Source organism: Kocuria marina, from assembly GCF_000786655.1.
Lineage (GTDB): Bacteria > Actinomycetota > Actinomycetes > Actinomycetales > Micrococcaceae > Kocuria > Kocuria marina_A.
In genome coordinates this window covers 1-19,154 of the sequence record NZ_JROM01000007.1, presented here as the reverse complement: position 1 = coordinate 19,154, position 19,154 = coordinate 1, and the positions used below count along the sequence as shown (strand labels likewise).

Genomic DNA, 19,154 nt, shown 5'->3' with positions numbered 1-19,154 from the left:
AAGACGCGGGTCACAGTTAAACCATGACCATCCTGGACCCGCACACCCCAGCCTCCGCCGCACGACCGGCCTCCCCGGGACGCACCGCCCCCGTGGCGGACTGGGTCCGGTTGGAACAGCTGTACCAGGACCCGTTCCCCACGTTCGAGCGGCTGCGCGCCGAGGGCGGCGTGCACTGGGTTCCCGCGGTCAACCGCTACCTGGTCACGTCCTACGCCGCCGCGCACGCGACCGAGCTGGACCAGGAGCTGTTCTCCGCGAACGAGGAGGGCTCGCTCATGAAGCGCGCCATGGGCCACTCCATGCTGCGCAAGGACAACCCCGAACACCACCCCGAGCGGCGCGCGTTCATGCCGCCGTTGCGTCCCGCGGCGGTGCAGAAGTCCTGGATGGGGATCTTCCGCGCGACCGCCGAGCGCTACCTGGCCCGGTTGCAGGAGATCGGCCCGGGCACGGATCTGGTGTGGGACTTCGCTGCCCCGTTCGCCGCGGAATCCCTGCGCGCGGTCACGGGTCTGCACAACGTGACCGAGCAGGACATGCAGCGCTGGTCCCAGTGCCTGATCGACGCGACCGGCAACTACGCGAATGATCCGGACGTGTGGGCCCGCGGTGAGAAGGCGTTCGCGGAGGTCGACGACGCCATCGACGAGATGCTCGCGTGGCACCTCACGCACCCGGACGATTCCTTGATTTCGGGGCTGCTGTCCATGCCGGGGGACCGGATGCCGCTGCACTCGATCCGCGCCAACATCAAGATGACGATCGGCGGTGGCCTCAACGAACCCCGTGACGCCCTGGGCGTGGCCTCGTGGGCGCTGCTCAGCCACCCGGAGCAGCGCGAGCTCGTGAGCAATGATCCCTCCCTGTGGAACGCGGTGTTCGACGAGAGCATCCGGTGGGTCGCACCCATCGGCATGTACCCGCGCCAGACCACGCGGGACACCGTCCTCCAGAGCGTGCACCTGCCCGCGGGTTCCAGGCTCGGGGTGTGCTTGCTCTCGGCCAACCGGGACGAGAACGAGTGGCCGCACCCCGAACGCTTCGACCTCACGCGCCGCGACCAGGGCGCACACCTCGCGTTCGGCAAGGGCGTGCACGTCTGCGCCGGCGCGTGGGTCGCGCGGGCGGAGGTCGCCGACGTCGCCCTCCCGCTGCTCTTCTCGCGGCTGCCGGGTCTTCGCCTGGATCCCGGGAACCCGGCCGTGGCCGGCGGATGGGTGTTCCGGGGCATGGACAAGCTCCCCGTGGTGTGGGACCCGCCCGCGCCGTCGAGCGCGGTGGGCACGGGGCGGCACATCGCCGTCGTCGGGGCGGGGCCCGCGGGCTGCTACAGCGCGCAGGCGCTGCTGCGCACCCTGCCGGGCGCCCGGATCACGGTGCTGGACTCGCGGCCCGCGCCGTTCGGACTCGTGCGCAGCGGCGTGGCCGGTGACCACCAGGGGACCAAGGCGATCGCGGAACAGTTCACGGGCATGTTCGCCTCCCGCGACGTGGAGTTCGTGGGCTGCACGCGCGTGCACGGCGGTGAGCCCGAGTACGACGTCGTGCTCTCGGGCCGCCCCGGTGTCATGGGCCCGGCGTCCCGCTCGCAGGACGCGGACGGCGCGGAGCTCACTCTGGACCAGCTGCGCGAGGCCTTCGACGCCGTGGTGCTCGCGACCGGGCTGCACACGGACGCGGATCCGGGCGTGCCGGGCGGGGACCTGCCCGGTGTGCACGGCGCGGGCGGGGTGACCCGGTGGCTCAACGGCGACCCCGGGGAGTGTGCGGGCCGCACCGATTCCGGCACCCTGCTCGGTGGCAGCACCACCGTGATCGGGATGGGCAACGTGGCCATGGACGTGATCCGCTTGCTCGCCAAGCGCGCCACCGATCTCGCGGGATCGGATGTGCACGACGACGCCCACCGCGCCCTGAGCACGGGGCTGCAGACCATCCACGTGCTGGGCCGTTCCGCGCCGCAGCGGGCCGCGTTCGACCCCGTGATGCTGCGGGAGATCGTAGCCTTGGACGGGATCCACCACGTGGTGCACGGCGTCGCGGAAGAAGAGCTGCTCGCGGCGGCCCGCGCGGGGGACACCCGGTGCGAACTGGTCGCGGAGCTGCTGCGGTACCCGGCACCCGAGGATGCGCGGTTGCGGATCGAGTGGTGGTTCGGGCACACCCCCGAGCATGTCGTCGGTCCCGATCACGTGAGCGGGGTTCAGATCCGTGGGGCTTCCGGCGGAGCTTCCACCGGGGCTTCCGACGGGGAATCCACGCGCATCGCCACGGACTCGGTCATCACGGCCGTGGGATTCACGGAGGGCCCCGACGCCCTGCTCCCGCAGAGCGCACTCGACGCCGAATGCCGGGACACCGGATGCGTGGGGGACGGGCTGTACGCGGCGGGATGGCTGCGCAGGGGACCGCGCGGCACGATCGCGTCCCAGCGCACGGACGCCCGTGAGCTCGCGCAGCTGATCGCCGCGGACCTGACGGGCTCGACGGTCCCAGGCGAGGCGGGCTCCGGCTCGGCGAACGAGGGCGGGACCCCACCTCGCCCCGGCATGGCCGCGGTGCGCCCCTACCTGGGTCGCGCCACGGACTTCGACGGCTGGTTGCGCATCGACGCCGCCGAACGCGAGCGTGCCGCCGAGGGGCGCCCCCGGCTCAAGCTCACCGACCCCCGGGAATCGCGCTTGCTCGCCGCTGCCGCCCTGGGCGTCCCGCGGGGATGCGGGGACGGCGCACAGGACTCCGGCGGTTCCGGTGACGGTTCCGACGGTGCGGGGACGGCTCCCCTCACGATCCTCTTCGGCACGGAATCCGGGAACGCGGAACTCGTGGCGCAGTCACTCGCCGCTCACGTGCGGGACCGGTTCGCGGTCACGGTCCAGGACCTCGCGGACACGGATCCCGCCGCGCTGGACACCTCCCACCCGTACGTCGTGGTGTGTTCCACCTACGGGGACGGCGAGCTGCCCACGTCCGCGCGGGCCTTCGCGGAAGCGGTGACCGAGGGCTCCGCGGACCTGAGTGGTGTGCGCTACGCGGCGTTCGGCCTCGGGGACCGCACGTACGGGGAGACGTTCGCGCGCGGCGTCGTCGTGCTGGATGAGACCCTCGCGGCAGCGGACGCGTCCCGGTTCGGGGACGTGGGCCGGCACGACGCCGCCGGGGGCCGACCGCCCGCGCGGCAGGCGTGCGAGTGGCTGGACGGGATCGCGGAACTCAGCCGCGTTCCTGCCCCGCGAGCCCCGCGCGGGAAATGATGTAGTCCACCACGGGGTCGTAGAGGTGCGGGGGGACGTTGTCGTCCAGCGGGACCACGACCTCCACCTGCCCCTGGGCCTCCGCGACGAAGATCCCGGGGTCGTTGCAGTCGCCCATCGCAATGGTGGGAAGTCCCGCCCGGGAGCCCGCGTACCCGGCCATCCCGTGATCGGCGATCACGAGGTCCGGGGCCTCGCGGCCCTGGTCCCGCAGGTGATCGAGAACCAGCTGCATGGGCTCGGGGAAGTGGGTGTGGCGCAGACCGCCGTACTGCTCGACCATCACGACGTCCTCGATCTGGCGCACGTCCCCGTCCTCGAACGGCAGGGCCTCGTCGAAGCGCAGCACGCGCGCCCCGGACTTGCGGGCCACCCGCGCGAGCCGGGCGTACACGGGCGCGAGGCCCGAGGGATGACCGGTCGCGAACAACAACCGCTTGCGGCCCTGCACCGCGCGGCTGAACAGCTCGGCGTAGCGGTCCAGTCCGGCCACGCACAGCTGCGCGGAAATGGAGTCCTGGCCCTCGGTGTACTCGGGGTCGTCGTTGATCCCCACGCGGTCGCGCATGAGCTCGAAGACGGAGTCGAAATCCCAGTCCCTGGTGCGCTCGACCCCCATGTGCTGGTGCTGGTCCCCGTCCAGGAAACCGCGGATGTTGCGGAGGTTGGCTTCACGGGGGGTCGCGACGGCCCCGGTGATCCGGGAGCGGTCCAGGTAACGGGCAAGGGAATCACGGCTCAGGTACGCGGTGGTCACACGGGAAAGTTTAGGCGTCGTGCTCGCGCGCCGCACAGGCGAGGTAGGCCGCAGCGTGCTGCGCGGCGACGTCGTCCCACGTCAGCTCGCGCGCTCGCAGCCGAGCGGCGTGTGACATTGCTCGCCACGCGCCCGGGTCCCGGGCCGCGCGGTACAGCGCGTCCGCCCAGCTCGCGGGCTCGCGGTCCGGGACGAGCCGGCCGGTCTCACCGTCGCGCACGGCGTAGCGCAGCCCGTCCACGTCCGTGGCCAGGACGGGCGTCCCGCACGCCTGGGCCTCGACCGCCACGAGCCCGAACGTCTCCGACGACGACGCCACGGCCACCGCGTCCACCCGGCCCGTGAGTCGCGCGAGGTCCTCGCGGGGCAGGGAGCCGCGGAAGTCGACGGCGCTCGCCACGCCCTCCGCGTCTGCCAGCCCGCGCAGGTGGGCCAGGAAATCGGGGGAGCCCACGCCGGCCAGGAGCAAGCGAACGGGAATGTCGGGGTGACTGCGGCGCAGCGCACCGAGCGCGCGGATCAGGATCTGCTGACCCTTGAGGGGCTGCATGCGCCCGGCGGACAGGACGGTGAAGGGTTCGTCCCGGGGCTCGTCGCGTTCGTCCGGGATCGGCGGGTGGAAGACCTCGGGGTCCACCCCGGGAGGGATCACGACCACGCGCGCCGGATCCGCGCCGTACAGCTCCACGACCTGCCGCTGTTCCGCGGGGGTGTTCACCACGGTGCGGCACGCGTGGGCGATCAGTTCTCGCTCGGCGGCCTCGCGCTCGGGTGGTTCGGGGGACTCGTCCGATCCGGCGCGCAGGTTCTTGGCGGCGGCGGAGGTGTGCAGGGTCAGGACGAGGGGAGCCCCGAGGACATGCGCCATGTGCAGCCCGGCCACGCCGGAGAGCCAGTAGTGGGCGTGTAGGACGGGCGCGGCGTCGTCGGCGTAGTGCTGCGCGAGGGCCTCGCCGAAGGCACGCGCGAAGCCGGGAAGTCTCTCCTTGGGGACCTCTGCGGCGCCCGCGAGCGCCACGGCGAGAAGCCGTACCCCCGGGGCGAGGTCCGTCGTGCGAATGCCGGGGGAGTGGGACGGATCGCGATCGAGGGTCGCCATGTCCACGGCCCACCCCGCGTGGGCGAGCGCGTGGGCCAGGTGCCACACGTACACGTTCATGCCGCCGGCGTCCCCGGTCCCGGGCTGGTCCACGGGGGACGTGTGCATGCTCAGCAGCAGGACGTGGGGCCGATCGGGAAGGGACACGCGACCAGCCTACTGGGGCGGGGTGCACCGCGTGCCGGGCCAGGGGAGTCGAGCGGGGCCGGGCGTGCCGGCGGTGCAGGGCACAATGGAACGGTGAGTGCGATGACGTCCCGACAGCCCCGGCAACCCAGCGAACGCAGCGCGGTGGTGGATCTCTCCGCCGTGCAGCACAACGTGCGGCGCCTCGCGGAACTCGCCCGGGGGCGCAGGCTGATCGCGGTGGTCAAGGCGGACGCGTACGGCCACGGGGCGGTTCCGGTGGCGCGCGCGGCGCTCGCCGCCGGGGCGCACATGCTCGGCACGGCGCACGCGTCCGAGGCGGTGACCCTGCGTGACGCGGGCACCACCGCCCCCGTGCTCGCGTGGCTGCACACCCCTGCCACGGACTTCGAACAGGCGCTGCGACGTGACATCCGCCTGGGCCTCAACGGGTGGGAGCTCGACGCCGTTCTGACCGCCGCCCGCGCCACGGGCACCCCGGCCACGGTGCACCTGAAAATCGATTCCGGGCTCGGCCGCAACGGCGCCACGGTGGAGGAGTGGCCCGGATTCGTCGAGCGCGTGGTGGTCGCTCAGAACGCCGGTCTGCTGAGGGTGGAGGGGATCTTCACGCACCTCGCCGTCGCGGACGAACCACAGCGCGAGGCCGAGACCGTCGCGCAACTGCACGCCCTCAGCGATGCGGTGCGGATCGCGCGCGACGCGGGCCTCGAGCCCACCCTGATCCACGCGGCCAACACCCCCGGACTGCTCGGGGCACAGGACATGGCGGACCCCGATCTCGTGCTCCGTGACGCCGTGCGGGTGGGGCTGGGCCTGTACGGGCTGAGCCCGTTCGCGGATCGCACCCCCGAGGACTTCGGCCTGCGCCCGGCCATGACCCTGCGGACGCGTGTGGCCAACGTCAAAGCCGTTCCCGCGGGCCACGGGGTCTCGTACGGCTTCGCGTACCGCACCGCCGGGCCCACGCACCTCGCATTGATCCCGCTGGGCTACGCCGACGGCGTTCCCCGCGTGGCCACCGGCGCCCCCGTGCGCATCGGGGACCGCGTCTACCCCGTGGTGGGGCGGATCGCGATGGACCAGTGCGTCGTGGACCTGTCGCTGGACGGGGAGCCGGCGGCCTCGTCGTCCGGAGTGGACTCGTCCGGGGCGGAACCGGCCGTGCGCGTGGGGGACAAGGCCGTGTTGTTCGGGGCGGGGGAGGACCCGTCCGTCACGCGCTGGGCCGACGCCGCGGGAACGATCAACTACGAGATTGTCACCCGGATCTCGCCGCGCGTGCCCCGGGAGTACGTGAACGCTCCCGATGCCGACGGCGCCGGAACGGCCGGGAGCGCGGCGGACGGTGCCGTCTGGACCCTGACCCGGCATCCCGACACCGCTCATGACACCCGGGTGCTCGCCGAGCGAGTGGCAGAGCACCTGCGGGCCGGGGACCTGGTCATGCTCAACGGTGACCTCGGCGCCGGGAAGACCACGTTCACCCAGGGGCTCGGCCGGGGCCTCGGCGTGCGCGACGGGATCATTTCCCCCACGTTCGTGTTGAGCCGCGTGCACCCCAACGATCCGGACGGGCCCCACCCGGGCGGACCCGATCTCGTGCACGTGGACGCCTATCGCTTGGACTCCGCGGCGGACGTGGACGACATCGACCTCGAGGACACCGTGGACACGTGCGTGACCGTCGTGGAGTGGGGGACCGGCAAGGTGGAACACCTCAGCGATTCCCGGTTGGTGATCGACATCGTCCGGGCGCGGGGTACGCAGGACGGGCCCGGCTCGACGGATCCGGTGTCGGACGCGACGGGTGCGGAGTCCACCGTGGGAACCACGGACGGTGAGGACCCCGCGGATCTCAGTGGGGCGGTGCTCTCCGGCGGATCAGGTTCCGACGGGGAGGGCGATTCCCCCTCCGCGGCGGACGTGATCCGCGCCCTCAACGACGAGTGGAAATCCGCGGAGCAACTCAGCGATGAACCGCGCGCGGTGATCGTGCGCGGCTACGGACCCCGTTGGGCGGACCCCCTCCAGTTGTGACCTCGCCACGCAGTGCCGGGGCGGGGGGGCGGCCGGAGCCCGGAGTGATGGCGGCGGGCGGTCGCCGGGGCCCGGAGCGGTTGCGGGGCCGGGCTTAGACTGTTCGGGTGCTTGTGCTGAGTCTGGATTCCTCGTCGATCGCGTCCGTGGCACTGTCCCGGGACGGTGAGGTCTTGAGCAGGTTCGACACCGTCGACACCCGATCCCACGCCGAGGCCCTGGCTCCCGCCGTGCACGACCTCATGGCGGAGGCGGGCCTCACCGGCACCGACCTGGACGCCGTTCTCGTGGGCACCGGTCCCGGACCGTTCACGGGTCTGCGCGCGGGACTTGTGACCGGTCGCACTTTGGGCTTTGCATGGGCCTTGCCTGTCCATGGGGTGTGTTCCCTGGACGCGGCGGCGTTCCACGTGGCCCCGGAGGCGCTCGCCGCGGGTCATGCGGAGTTCGTGGTGGTCACCGATGCGCGCCGCAAGGAGCTCTACCGCCGCGACTACCGGGTGCACGAGGACGAGCTCGGACCCGTGATCACCCCGCTGGGCGATCCCCGGGTTGGCCCCCCGGAGGACGTTCCCGCGCTGCCGTGCTACGGCTCCGGTGCGGGGCTCTACCCCGATCGGTTGTCGCACGCGGTCCCGGGATTCTCGGACCTGCACCCCTCCGCCGCGGATCTCGCCCGGGCGGCGTGGGCGATCACGAGCCGCGGTCAGGAACTGAGCACCGATACGTCCCCCCTGTACCTGCGCGATTCCGACGCCAAGGTGCCCGCATCCCCCAAGCGAGCCACCCGATGACGGGCCACCCCATGACGGGAGGGCACGCGGCTGCGGTGGGAGCGGCGTCGTCGTTACCGGCGGGCTACGCGCTGCGCCCCATGCAACCCGGGGACCTCGAGGACGTGTACGCGCTGGAGACCGTCCTGTTCCCCGAGGACGCCTGGCCCCGGCACATGTTCCACGAGGAACTGACCCACCCCACACGGCAGTACTGGGTGCTCACCCGGGACCGGGAGATCGTGGGCTACGCGGGGATGATGAGCATCCCGCCGGTCGCGGACGTGCAGACCATCGCGGTCGCGAAGGACCACGAGGGCAAGGGCCTGGGCAGTGCCCTGCTGCGCGTGCTGCACGAGGCCGCGATCCGCAGCGACGCCACCGAGATGATGCTCGAGGTGCGCGCGGACAATCCGCGCGCGCAAGAGCTGTACCGCCGCTTCGGCTACCACCACATCCACACCCGGGCGCACTACTACGGGCCCGGCCACGACGCACTGATCATGCGCTGCGAACTGGCCCCCGCGAAGGAGCCCACCCGCAGTGCGGACGGAAGGACCATTCATGAACACCGCTGAACCGCTCGTCATGGGCATCGAGTCCTCGTGCGACGAGACGGGTATCGGGATCGTGCGGGGCACCGAGCTGCTCACCAACACGGTGTCCTCGTCCATGGCCGAACACGTGCGCTTCGGCGGGGTGATCCCCGAGATCGCCTCGCGCGCGCACCTCGAGGCGTTCGTCCCCGCGGTGCGGGCTGCGCTCCACGACGCCGGTGTGACCCTGGACCAGCTCGACGCGATCGCCGTGACCTCCGGGCCCGGGCTCGCCGGGGCGCTCATGGTAGGGGTCGCGGCGGCCAAGGCACTCGCGGTGGCCACGGGCAAACCCCTGTACGCGATCAACCACCTCGTGGCCCACGTGGGGGTGGGTCTGCTCGACGACCGCGGTGAGCTGCCCGACGGCCTGGGCGCGCTGCTCGTCTCCGGGGGCCACACCGAGATCCTGGCCGTCCCCGACATCACGAGCGACGTGCGGCTACTGGGCGCCACGATCGACGACGCCGCCGGCGAGGCCTACGACAAGGTCGCCCGCCTGCTCGGACTCTCCTACCCCGGTGGACCGGCGATCGACAAGGCCGCGAAGGACGGCGACCCGACGGCTTTCGCGTTCCCCCGGGGGCTGACGGCGGGCAAGTACATGGGGTCGGCCGAGAACCCCGGCCCGCACCGTTACGACATGTCCTTCTCCGGCTTGAAGACGGCCGTGGCCCGCGTGGTCGAGGCGTTCGACGCCGCCGATCAACCCGTCCCCGTGGCGGACGTGGCCGCAAGCTTCCAGGAGTCGGTCGTGGACGTGATCGCGCGCAAGACCGTGCTGGCGTGCACCGAACACGGGATCACCACGCTGCTCATGGGCGGGGGAGTGGCCGCCAATTCCCGGTTGCGGGAGGTCGTGACCGCGCGGTGCGGTGAGCACGGGATTCCCGTGGTGATCCCCCCGCTGTCCCTGTGCACGGACAATGGCGCGATGGTCGCGGCCCTGGGCTCCCGGCTGGTGGCGCAGGGCCGTCAGCCCACCGGGATCTCGTTCACCGCCGATCCCGGCCTGCCGGTGTCCACGGTGTCGGTGCCCGCCGCGTAGCCCTGCCGGGCCGTACCCGGATCAGCGCTCCGAGCGGTTGCGCTCCACGATGTCCATGACCACGGCGCGCAGGTCCCCGCCGTTCTCCTGGGCCACGCGCCGCTGACGCTGGTAACCGACGGCCCCGCCCATCATGGTCTCCACGTGCGCGAGCTCGCGGGTGCAGCCGAGCTCGTCCGCGAGGGGTTCCAAGTCCGTGAGCAGATCCGCGAGGTCCTCCGTGACCAGGCGCTCGCGGTTGCGGGCGTCCCGGATCACGACGGCCTCCAGACCGTAGCGCGCGGCTCGCCACTTGTTCTCCTGGTGGTGCCACGGGGGCATCACGGGGATCGTGTCACCGTTGTTGAGGGAACGGGAGAAGGACTCCACGAGGCACTGCGTCAGAGCGGCGAGCGCACCCACCTCGCGCAGGGTGGACGGCCCGTCGCACACGCGCATCTCCACGGTCCCGAAGCGGGGGACGGGGCGGATGTCCCAGCGGTTCTCGGAGATCTCCTCGATCACGCCGGTCTCGATGAGGTCGTTGACGTAGGACTCGTACTCGCCCCACGTGTCGAAGTGGAAGGGCAGCCCCGCGGTGGACAGCTGCTGGAAGATCAGTGCCCGGTGGGATGCGTAGCCCGTGTCCTGACCGCACCAGTACGGCGAGTTCGCGGACAGCGCGAGCAGGTGGGGGTAGTAGTTGAGCAGGCCCTCCAGGACGGGCAGGGCCTTGTCCCGGTGGTCGATGCCCACGTGCACATGGGCCCCGAAGATCACCATCTGCCGGCCCCAGTACTGCGCGCGGTCCAGGACCTTGAAGTAGCGTTCCTTGTCCACCACGGGCTGGTCCGCCCACTGGGAGAACGGGTGGGTCCCCGCGCCGAAGATCTCGAGGGACCGCGAATCGGTGATCTCCCGGATCCGGTCCTGGGTGTCCGCGAGCTGGTCCACGGCCTCGCCCACGGTGTCGCACACACCGGTCACCATCTCCACGGTGTTCTGCAGGAACTCGCCCGTGACATGGGGGTGGTCCCCCTCCTCACCGAACTGCGGGTGCTGCGCCACGAGGGCCTCGAGGACCTCCTGGCCGCGCGGGGCGAGCTCGCCGCTCTCGCGCTCGACCAGGGCGACCTCCCACTCCACACCCAGGGTGGAACGTTCGGAGCTGTGGAAATCAATCTGCACGGCGTGGTCCTCTCATGGGTGCACCGGGATCGGCGGTCGTGACCTGAACCGGGACGTCGTTGCCGATCACCGGGGTGTCGCGCGCGGTCCGAACACAGGGGTATCAGTGTACGAGGTTTACGGCGAGCACCACGCGCCGTTCCTTCCCCGCCTGCTCGAGTCGCGTCATGACCAGGGTCGCTCGCTGTGTGCCCCGGGGTGCAAGTTGCTGACGCAGTTGCTCGGGGGTCACGTCCGTGCCGCGTTTCTTGATCTCCAGCGTTCCCACGTCCTGCTCCCGCACCCACTTCTTGAGGGTCTTCACGGTGTGGGGCAGCACCTCGCGCACCTCGTACGCGGTGGCCAGCGGGGTATGCACGAGCGTGTCCGAGCTCAGGTACGCGATCGCGGGATGGATCAGACGCGCCCCCATGCGCTGCGCGAGATCGGTCACGAGCCCCGCGCGGATCACCGCGCCGTCGGGCTCGTAGAAGTACTGCCCCACCGCGCCCAGCAGATCCCCTTCCGCCGCGGGCGACTCCCACGTCGCGGAGGTCAGTTCGGCCGCCGACGACGCCGCGGCACCGTCCCGGGATGCGTCACCGTTCCGGCCGCCCCCGGCACCCGGCGCGTCGTCACCCGGCACGAGCGTGTCGTCGGCGGCGCCGGGAAGGCGGGGTGCGCCGTCGTGTCCGAGGACCAGGGCGGCGCGCGCGACGTCCGGGCGGCGCACGGCGTTGAACCACAATGCGACCTCCACGACGTCACCGTGCTGTGAGATCCATTGGGCCTCCGCCGCGCGCGGGACGTGCTCGTGGGGGATGCCGGGACCGAGCTTGGCGCCCACGGCGAGCCCCCGATCCGCGAGGTCCGTGACGAAGGACAGGGGAGGGGAGAAGGCCTCCGGGTCGAACAACCGCCGCGTGCGCCCGTGACCCGAGACCCGGCGCGCGGGGTCCAGCCACACGCCCTGCGCGGGACCGGACTCGAGCGCGTCCAGGTCCAGGGACTGCGCGTCCGCGCACACCACCCGGGCGCGCGGCCAGCCCGTGAGGTTGACGGTCGCCACGGCCGCGGTGGCCGGGTCCAGCTCCACCGCGGTGACCGTGCGATCCAGGGCGGCCAGGGCCAGCGAGTCAGCGCCGATCCCGCAGCCCAGGTCCACCACGTGCTCGATCCCCGCTTGCGCGAACCGCTGGGCGTGCAGGGCGGCCACCGACCAGCGGGTGGCCTGCTCCACGCCGTCGCGCGTGAAGACCATGTGGCGGGCGAAGTCCCCGAACTTGGCGTGGGCCTTGGCGCGCAACCGGGACTGGGTGAGGACCGCGGCCACGAGCTCCGGGTCGTGGCCCTGCGCTCGCAGGGACTGTGAGAGCGCGAGCGTGGCGTCCGGGTCGTAGGGGCCCAGGGAATCCAGCAGCCGCATCCCCTGCGGGGTCAGCAGCTGGGCGAGACCGCGGGTCTCGGCGTCGTCGGGGGCGGTGGAGGCGTTCACGCGTCCATCACATCACGGCGCGGGGAAGCCGCGACGAACGCGCGGGCCGCGATGCCCGTCACAGAGCCATTTACATTACGATCCGCATCCCTAATTAGGTTAGGCTCACCTAGTGGCTGGCCGCCCGTAACAGACGACCCCGCGAGATTGCGAGAAAATCCATGTCCATGAACCGATTGATCCCCGGTGTGGCGCTGAGTGCCGTGGCGGCACTGGCCCTCGTGGGATGCGGTGCCAACGCCCAGAACGCCTCCGACACCCAGGCGTCCGCGGCCACCGTGACCGTCACGGACAACAAGGGCGAGCAGACCGTTCCCGCCCCGCCGCAGTCCGTGGTGGCCACCGATAACCGGGTCTTCGAGACGCTCGCGGACTGGGGCGTACAGCTCAAGGCCGCCCCCAAGCAGCTGATCCCGAACGACATCTCCTACGCGAACGACGACGCCGTCGTGGACCTGGGCTCCCACCGCGAACCGAACCTCGAGGCGATCGCCGGGGTGGACCCGGACCTCGTGATCAACGGGCAGCGCTTCGCGCAGTACTACGACGACATCAAGAAGCTCGTCCCGGACGCCGCCATGCTGGAACTGGATCCGCGCGACGACCAGCCGCTGGACGAGGAGCTCAAGCGCCAGACCACGGCCCTGGGCGAGGTCTTCGGCAAGCAGGAGGAGGCCCGCCAACTCACCGACGGGCTGGACCAGGCCGCCCAGCGCGCCAAGGACGCCTACGACGGCCAGTCCACGATGGGCGTAATCGTCTCCGGTGGTGACATCGGGTACGTGGCACCGAGCAAGGGACGCACGATCGGCCCGCTGTTCGACATGGTGGGGCTGCAGCCCGCGCTGAAGGTCGAGGGCTCCGACAACCACCAGGGGGACGACATCTCCGTGGAGGCCATCGCCCAGTCCCGCCCGGAACTGCTGATCGTGCTGGACCGTGACGCGGGTGTGAAGACCTCCGAGGGGGCCAGCCCGGCGTCCGAGGTGATCGAGAAGTCCGAGGCCCTCAAGGACGTCCCCGCGGTGAAGAACGGCAACGTGGTCTACCTGCCCGCGGACACCTACACGAACGAGGGGATCCAGACCTACACCGAGATCCTCAATGACATCGCGGAGAAACTGGGAGGCCGGAACAACTGATCCCTCCCGCCCCGCACGACCACCGACGCCCCGCGGGAGCCTCCCGCGGGGCTTCGGCATGATCCAGGAAGCACACACGTGATGGTCTCCACTGCACAACGTCCGACCCGCGCGGGGGTGGCCCGGGACTGGAAGTTCTGGCTCGCCCTGCTGGTGGTCCTGGGGCTGCTCTGGCTGTCCCTGGTCACGGGGGTCGCGGACCTCTCGGACGCCCAGGGTGAGCAGTTCCTGGGGCTGACCCGGATTCCCCGCACGGTGGCCCTGGTACTGGCCGGTGCCGCGATGGCCATGTCCGGGCTGGTCATGCAGTTGCTGACCCAGAACCGGTTCGTGGAACCCACGACCACGGGCACCACCGAGTGGGCCGGGCTGGGGTTGCTGCTCATGATGATCCTGGCCCCGGACGCCGGGTTGAGCGCGCGGATGATCGGCGCGATCGTGGCCGCGTTCGTGGGCACCATGGTGTTCTTCGCGTTCCTGCGCCGGGTCACCCTGCGTTCTTCCCTGATCGTGCCGATCGTGGGGATCATGCTCGGGGCCGTGGTGGGGTCGATCTCCACCTACCTGGCGCTCGTCACGGACCGGTTGCAGAACCTGGGCGTGTGGTTCGCGGGCAGTTTCACGTCCGTGCTACGCGGCCAGTACGAGACCCTGTGGGTCGTGGCACTCGTGGCGGTGCTCGTGTTCATCACGGCGGACCGGCTCACCGTGGCCGGGCTCGGCGAGGACATCGCGACCAACGTGGGATTGAACTACAACCGGATCATCCTGATCGGCACCGGACTCGTGGCCGTGGCCACGGGCGTGGTCACGGTGGTCGTGGGCAACCTGCCGTTCCTGGGGTTGATCGTGCCCAACGTGGTGTCCCTGTTCCGCGGTGACGACCTGCGCTCGAACCTGCCGTGGGTGTGCCTGCTCGGGATCGGCTTGGTCACGGTGTGCGACCTGATCGGGCGCACGATCATCGCGCCGTTCGAGGTCCCCGTGTCCCTGATCCTGGGCATCGTGGGCGCTGCGGTGTTCATCGCCCTGTTGCTGCGGAGCCGGCGCCATGTCTGAGGCCACCGCGCTGCGCCACGACCGGGCGCGCACGGGATCGGGAGCCTTCGTCTCCCCGACCCACCGCCGCCGCTACTGGATCACCGCGCTGTCCCTGCTCGCGGCGGGACTCGTGTTCTGCGCGGGCATCCTCACGTGGGACAACCCCCTGCCGTTCGGCACCCCGGGATTCTGGCGGATCGCCGAGTCCCGGGCCACGAGCGTGGTGGTGATCCTGATCGTGGCGGTGAGCCAAGCCATGGCCACGGTCGCGTTCCAGACCGCCGCGAACAACCGGATCATCACGCCCTCGATCATGGGGTTCGAGTCCCTGTACGTGCTCATCCAGACCTCCGCGGTCTACTTCCTGGGCGCGGTGGGGGTCAGCGCGGTGCAGGGACTGCCGCAGTACGCCCTGCAGGTGAGCCTCATGATCGTGTTCGCGCTGGGGCTCTATGGCTGGTTGCTCTCGGGCAAGTACGCCAACGTGCAGGTCATGCTGCTGATTGGCATCGTCCTGGGCGGCGGACTGGGCGCGGTGTCCACCTTCATGCAGCGCTTGCTCTCACCGAGCGAGTTCGACGTGCTCAGCGCCCGGTTGTTCGGCTCGGTGGCCAACGCGGATCCCGGGTACTTCCCGCTGGCCGTGCCGCTGTGCGTCGTGGCCACGGTGGCCCTGTACGTGCACTCCCGCAAGCTCAACGTCATGGCCATGGGGCGGGACGTGGCCACGAACCTGGGCATGGACCACCGCCGGGAGCTGCTGCTCACCCTGTTCTGGGTGTCCATCCTCATGGCGGTCTCCACGTCCCTGATCGGGCCCATGACGTTCCTGGGGTTCCTCGTGGCGATCCTGGCGTACCAGTTCGCGGACACCCACGACCACCGCTACGTGTTCCCCATGGCCGCGCTGATCGGTTTCGCGGTGCTGTCCGGGGCCTATTTCGTCCTGAAGAACGTCTTCTACGCGGAGGGCGCTGTGTCCATCATCATCGAGCTGGTGGGTGGCAGCGTCTTCCTCTTCGTGATCCTGAGGAGGGGCAGACTGTGATCCAGTTGACCGGACTGGTCAAGGAGTACGGCACGGACATGGCGATCGGGCCGGTGGATCTGCAGATCCCCGCCGGTGGCGTGACCGCGCTCGTGGGGCCCAACGGCGCGGGGAAGTCCACGCTGTTGACCATGATGGGTCACCTGCTGGGTCCGGAGGCCGGCACCGTGGAGATCGGCGGTCACGACGTCAGCAGGACGCCGCCGCGCGAACTCGCCAAGGTGGTCTCCACGTTGCGCCAGGAGAACCACTTCACCGCTCGGCTCACCGTGCGCCAGCTCGTGGCACTGGGTCGCTTCCCGTACACGCGCGGGCGGATCACGCGGGACGACGAGCGGATCATCTCCGAGTCGATCGACTTCTTCGACCTGGGGCCCCTGCAGAACCGCTACCTGGACCAGCTCTCGGGCGGTCAGCGCCAGCGCGCGTACGTGGCCATGGTGCTGTGCCAGGACACCGAGTACCTGTTGCTGGACGAGCCGCTCAACAACCTGGACATGCGCCACTCGGTGCACATGATGCACCACTTGCGCCGCGTCGCGGACGAGCTCGGCCGCACCGTGCTGATCGTGCTGCACGACATCAACTTCGCGAGCCACTACTCGGACTGGATCTGCGCCGTGAAGGACGGTCGCGTGGTGGAGTTCGGCCCGCCCGAGCAGATCATGACGGACGAGACCCTCACGCGCGTGTTCGACACCCCGGTCACGTGCCACGACGGCCCCCACGGACGGCTCGCGGTCTACTACTGACGCGGCACGGACGGCTCTCCGGCCACTACTGACGCGGCCGTGGGGAGGGCGGGGGACAGCGGCGTCGTACCCGCGGATTGCGCCCAGAGGCGAGCGCGGCGGGCGCGCCTTGACCGCGCGCGGCCCGTCTCCCTACAGTGATGATTAGCACTCTCATGGTGAGGGTGCTAAAGGCCAGGCGCTCAATCGGCACCGCGACGACGGTTGGCACGCCAACTGGCCTGTGGCGGACGCCGTCATGGGACCCCATGACACGGCGCGTTCGCACACCGTCTCACACGCCTAGAAGAAAGGGAGAGATCGTGTCGGTCTCCATCAAGCCTCTCGAGGATCGCATCGTGGTTCAGCCGCTGGCCGCTGAACAGACCACCGCTTCCGGTCTGGTCATCCCGGACACCGCCAAGGAGAAGCCGCAGGAAGGCACCGTCCTGGCCGTGGGCCCGGGCCGCGTGGACGACAAGGGCAACCGCATCCCCGTGGACGTCAAGGAGGGTGACGTGGTCATCTTCTCCAAGTACGGCGGGACCGAGGTCAAGTACAACGGCGAGGAGTACCTGGTGCTCCCGGCGCGCGACGTGCTGGCCGTCATCGAGAAGTAATCCCCGCAACGACTTTCGTGCGCGGTGCCCGGACGTTCGCCCGAGAACGGGCCACGCGGGCACCGCGCCGTCATTTCCACACCCTTCTCGTTTCGTAAGGAGCACACATGCCCAAGCAGTTGGTGTTCAACGACGCCGCTCGCAAAGCGCTCGAATCCGGTGTCAACCGACTGGCCGACACCGTCAAGGTCACGCTGGGCCCCCGCGGGCGCAACGTGGTCCTGGACAAGAAGTGGGGCGCACCCACCATCACCAACGACGGCGTGACCATCGCCCGTGAGGTGGAGCTCGAGGATCCGTACGAGAACCTCGGCGCCCAGCTGGCCAAGGAAGTGGCCACCAAGACCAACGACGTCGCCGGTGACGGCACCACCACGGCGACCGTCCTCGCGCAGGCCATCGTCAAGGAGGGTCTGCGCAACGTGGCCGCCGGAGCGGCCCCGGGCGACATCAAGCGCGGCGTGGAAGCGGCCGTGGCCACCGTGGCCCAGCGCCTGCTCGACAACGCCCGCCCCGTGGAGGGCAAGGACGTGGCCCACGTGGCCGCGATCTCCGCGCAGTCCATGGAGATCGGTGAACTGATCGCCCGCGCCTTCGAGACCGTGGGCACGGACGGTGTGATCACCATCGAGGACGGTTCCTCCACCGAGGTGGAACTGGACGTCACCGAGGGCATGCAGTTCGACAAGGGCTACCTGTCCCCGTCCTTCGTCACGGACCCGGAGCGCCAGGAAGCCGTCCTGGACGACACCTTCGTGCTGCTGTTCCAGGGCAAGATCTCCTCGGTCCAGGACCTCATGCCCGTGCTCGAGAAGGTGCTGCAGGCCAAGAAGCCGCTGACCATCATCGCGGAGGACGTCGAGGGCGAGGCCCTGTCCACCCTGGTGGTCAACAAGCTGCGCGGCACGCTGGACGTCGTGGCCCTGAAGGCCCCCGGTTTCGGTGACCGCCGCAAGGCGATCATGCAGGACCTGGCCGTGCTCACGGACGCGACCGTGATCACCCCCGAGCTCGGCATCTCGCTCGAGGGCGTGGATGTGTCCCAGCTGGGCAATGCCCGCCGCATCACCGTGACCAAGAACCAGACCACGCTCGTGGACGGTGCGGGCTCCTCGGAGGCCGTGGCCGAGCGCGTGGCGGAGATCAAGGCGGAGATCGCCCGCACGGACTCCGAGTGGGACCGCGAGAAGCTCCAGGAGCGCCTCGCACGCCTGGCCGGTGGCATCTCGGTGATCAAGGTGGGTGCCGCGACCGAGGTCGAGCAGAAGGAACGCAAGCACCGCATAGAGGACGCCGTGTCCTCGACCCGCGCGGCCCTCGAGGAGGGCATCGTGGCCGGCGGCGGTTCCGCTCTGGTCCACGCCTCCAAGGCGCTCGACGGCACGGACCTCGGTCTGACCGGGGACGCGGCCACGGCCGTGACCATCGTGCGGCGCGCCCTGACCCAGCCCCTGCGCTGGATCGCGGAGAACGCGGGCCAGGACGGCAACGTCGTGGCGGCGCGCGTGGCGGACCTCGAGCCCGGCAACGGCTACAACGCCCTGACGGACGAGTACGAGGACCTGCTCGCCGCGGGCATCATCGACCCCGTCAAGGTCACCCGTTCCGCTCTGCAGAACGCGGCGTCCATCGCGGCGCTCGTGCTCACCACGGAGACCCTCGTGGCCGAGCACAAGGGCGAGGACGCCTGACCCGTCCCACCCCGCCCACCTCGGTGGGTGTCTGAGAATTGGCGGTCCGCTCCTGACGGGAGTGGGCCGCCTTTTCCCATGTCGTGTCGTGTGAGGACCCGCACCGCGAACGGTTCGCATCCTGTCGCGGCGGCCCCTAGGCTGAATCAATGCCGTCCGCCCCGAAGCGCTCCTCGCACGATCCCGGGTCGAGCGCTGCCGGTTCCGTGACCGGCGCCGCGGTCGCTTCCGCCCGAGTCGTGCCAATTTAGTGTGTTGGCCATTCGGTGCCGGTGGCGGTGAGGATCTCGCTGGCGGTGCCGGTCAGCGGGTCGGCGGCGACGTGGGGGTGACCGGCGATGACGACGGTGACCTGTTGCAGCGGGCGTAGGGCCTGGACGATCTTCTTGATGCTCATCCCGGTCTGATCCTGCAGGTGACGGGCGACGGCCAGGGCGGTGACGACGATGGTGAGGTGGGCCTCGATGGCATCGCGGTCGTGGTGGAACATGGGCCTGGCCCGCAGGTCGGTCTTGCTCATCCG

The 19,154-nt window shown here is 70.5% G+C and carries 15 protein-coding genes and 1 pseudogene; 11 read left to right on the top strand and 5 right to left on the bottom strand.

Going from position 1 to position 19,154, the window contains the following annotated elements; all coding sequences use genetic code 11:
- Positions 1-23: 23 nt before the first annotated feature.
- Entirely contained in the window at positions 24-3,257 is a 3,234-nt protein-coding gene (locus AS25_RS00710; protein WP_084117925.1) for a cytochrome P450, read from the top strand.
- On the opposite strand, the gene AS25_RS00705 is transcribed toward AS25_RS00710, so the two are convergent.
- Both AS25_RS00705 and AS25_RS00700 read right to left on the bottom strand, forming a co-directional pair.
- Positions 3,217-4,014, bottom strand: coding sequence for a phosphatase (locus AS25_RS00705; protein WP_052160592.1), 798 nt, complete (start codon positions 4,012-4,014; stop codon positions 3,217-3,219). The two genes, AS25_RS00710 and AS25_RS00705, sit on opposite strands and share 41 nt — an antisense overlap.
- 10 nt (positions 4,015-4,024) lie before the next feature.
- Entirely contained in the window at positions 4,025-5,221 is a 1,197-nt protein-coding gene (locus AS25_RS00700; protein WP_052160609.1) for a glycosyltransferase, read from the bottom strand.
- Between the two features lie 141 nt (positions 5,222-5,362).
- Between AS25_RS00700 and AS25_RS00695 the strand changes: the two genes are divergently transcribed.
- The 4 genes from AS25_RS00695 to tsaD all read left to right on the top strand — a co-directional run bounded on the left by AS25_RS00695 (position 5,363) and on the right by tsaD (position 9,717).
- Positions 5,363-7,300 carry a bifunctional alanine racemase/tRNA (adenosine(37)-N6)-threonylcarbamoyltransferase complex ATPase subunit type 1 TsaE gene (locus AS25_RS00695; protein ID WP_035959479.1) on the top strand — a complete coding sequence of 646 codons (1,938 nt, stop codon included), beginning with the start codon at positions 5,363-5,365 and terminating at the stop codon, positions 7,298-7,300.
- Positions 7,301-7,407: 107 nt separating this feature from the next.
- Entirely contained in the window at positions 7,408-8,094 is a 687-nt protein-coding gene (gene tsaB / locus AS25_RS00690; RefSeq protein WP_035959476.1) for a tRNA (adenosine(37)-N6)-threonylcarbamoyltransferase complex dimerization subunit type 1 TsaB, read from the top strand.
- Positions 8,095-8,105: 11 nt separating this feature from the next.
- The gene (gene rimI, locus AS25_RS00685) at positions 8,106-8,651 is read left to right on the top strand and encodes a ribosomal protein S18-alanine N-acetyltransferase (RefSeq protein ID WP_052160591.1); all 546 of its coding nucleotides are present in this window, start codon (positions 8,106-8,108) and stop codon (positions 8,649-8,651) included.
- Positions 8,638-9,717, top strand: coding sequence for a tRNA (adenosine(37)-N6)-threonylcarbamoyltransferase complex transferase subunit TsaD (gene tsaD, locus AS25_RS00680; RefSeq protein WP_035959473.1), 1,080 nt, complete (start codon positions 8,638-8,640; stop codon positions 9,715-9,717). Before rimI ends, tsaD begins: the two co-directional genes overlap by 14 nt.
- A gap of 21 nt (positions 9,718-9,738) precedes the next feature.
- Here tsaD and AS25_RS00675 read toward each other — a convergent pair whose 3' ends face one another.
- Positions 9,739-10,884, bottom strand: a complete 1,146-nt coding sequence (locus tag AS25_RS00675) for a glutamate--cysteine ligase (RefSeq protein WP_035959470.1) — start codon at positions 10,882-10,884, stop codon at positions 9,739-9,741.
- 103 nt (positions 10,885-10,987) lie between these two features.
- The gene (locus AS25_RS00670; protein WP_035959465.1) at positions 10,988-12,358 is read right to left on the bottom strand and encodes a THUMP-like domain-containing protein; all 1,371 of its coding nucleotides are present in this window, start codon (positions 12,356-12,358) and stop codon (positions 10,988-10,990) included.
- 161 nt (positions 12,359-12,519) lie between these two features.
- On the opposite strand from AS25_RS00670, the gene AS25_RS00665 reads away from it, so the two are divergent.
- The 6 genes from AS25_RS00665 to groL all read left to right on the top strand — a co-directional run bounded on the left by AS25_RS00665 (position 12,520) and on the right by groL (position 18,631).
- Positions 12,520-13,500, top strand: a complete 981-nt coding sequence (locus AS25_RS00665; protein ID WP_035959459.1) for a siderophore ABC transporter substrate-binding protein — start codon at positions 12,520-12,522, stop codon at positions 13,498-13,500.
- Between the two features lie 81 nt (positions 13,501-13,581).
- On the top strand, positions 13,582-14,559 hold the full coding sequence (locus AS25_RS00660) for an ABC transporter permease (RefSeq protein WP_035959455.1): 978 nt from the start codon (positions 13,582-13,584) through the stop codon (positions 14,557-14,559).
- A complete protein-coding gene (locus tag AS25_RS00655) occupies positions 14,552-15,589 on the top strand; it encodes an iron chelate uptake ABC transporter family permease subunit (protein WP_035959451.1) in 1,038 nt (345 codons plus the stop codon). Before AS25_RS00660 ends, AS25_RS00655 begins: the two co-directional genes overlap by 8 nt.
- Entirely contained in the window at positions 15,586-16,341 is a 756-nt protein-coding gene (locus AS25_RS00650) for an iron ABC transporter ATP-binding protein (protein ID WP_035959444.1), read from the top strand. Before AS25_RS00655 ends, AS25_RS00650 begins: the two co-directional genes overlap by 4 nt.
- 302 nt (positions 16,342-16,643) lie before the next feature.
- The gene (gene groES / locus AS25_RS00645) at positions 16,644-16,940 is read left to right on the top strand and encodes a co-chaperone GroES (protein WP_035959438.1); all 297 of its coding nucleotides are present in this window, start codon (positions 16,644-16,646) and stop codon (positions 16,938-16,940) included.
- A gap of 107 nt (positions 16,941-17,047) precedes the next feature.
- Positions 17,048-18,631, top strand: coding sequence for a chaperonin GroEL (gene groL, locus AS25_RS00640; protein ID WP_035959431.1), 1,584 nt, complete (start codon positions 17,048-17,050; stop codon positions 18,629-18,631).
- A gap of 247 nt (positions 18,632-18,878) precedes the next feature.
- On the opposite strand, the pseudogene AS25_RS14835 reads toward groL, so the two are convergent.
- Positions 18,879-19,154: pseudogene (locus AS25_RS14835) on the bottom strand (IS1634 family transposase); the annotation flags it as partial.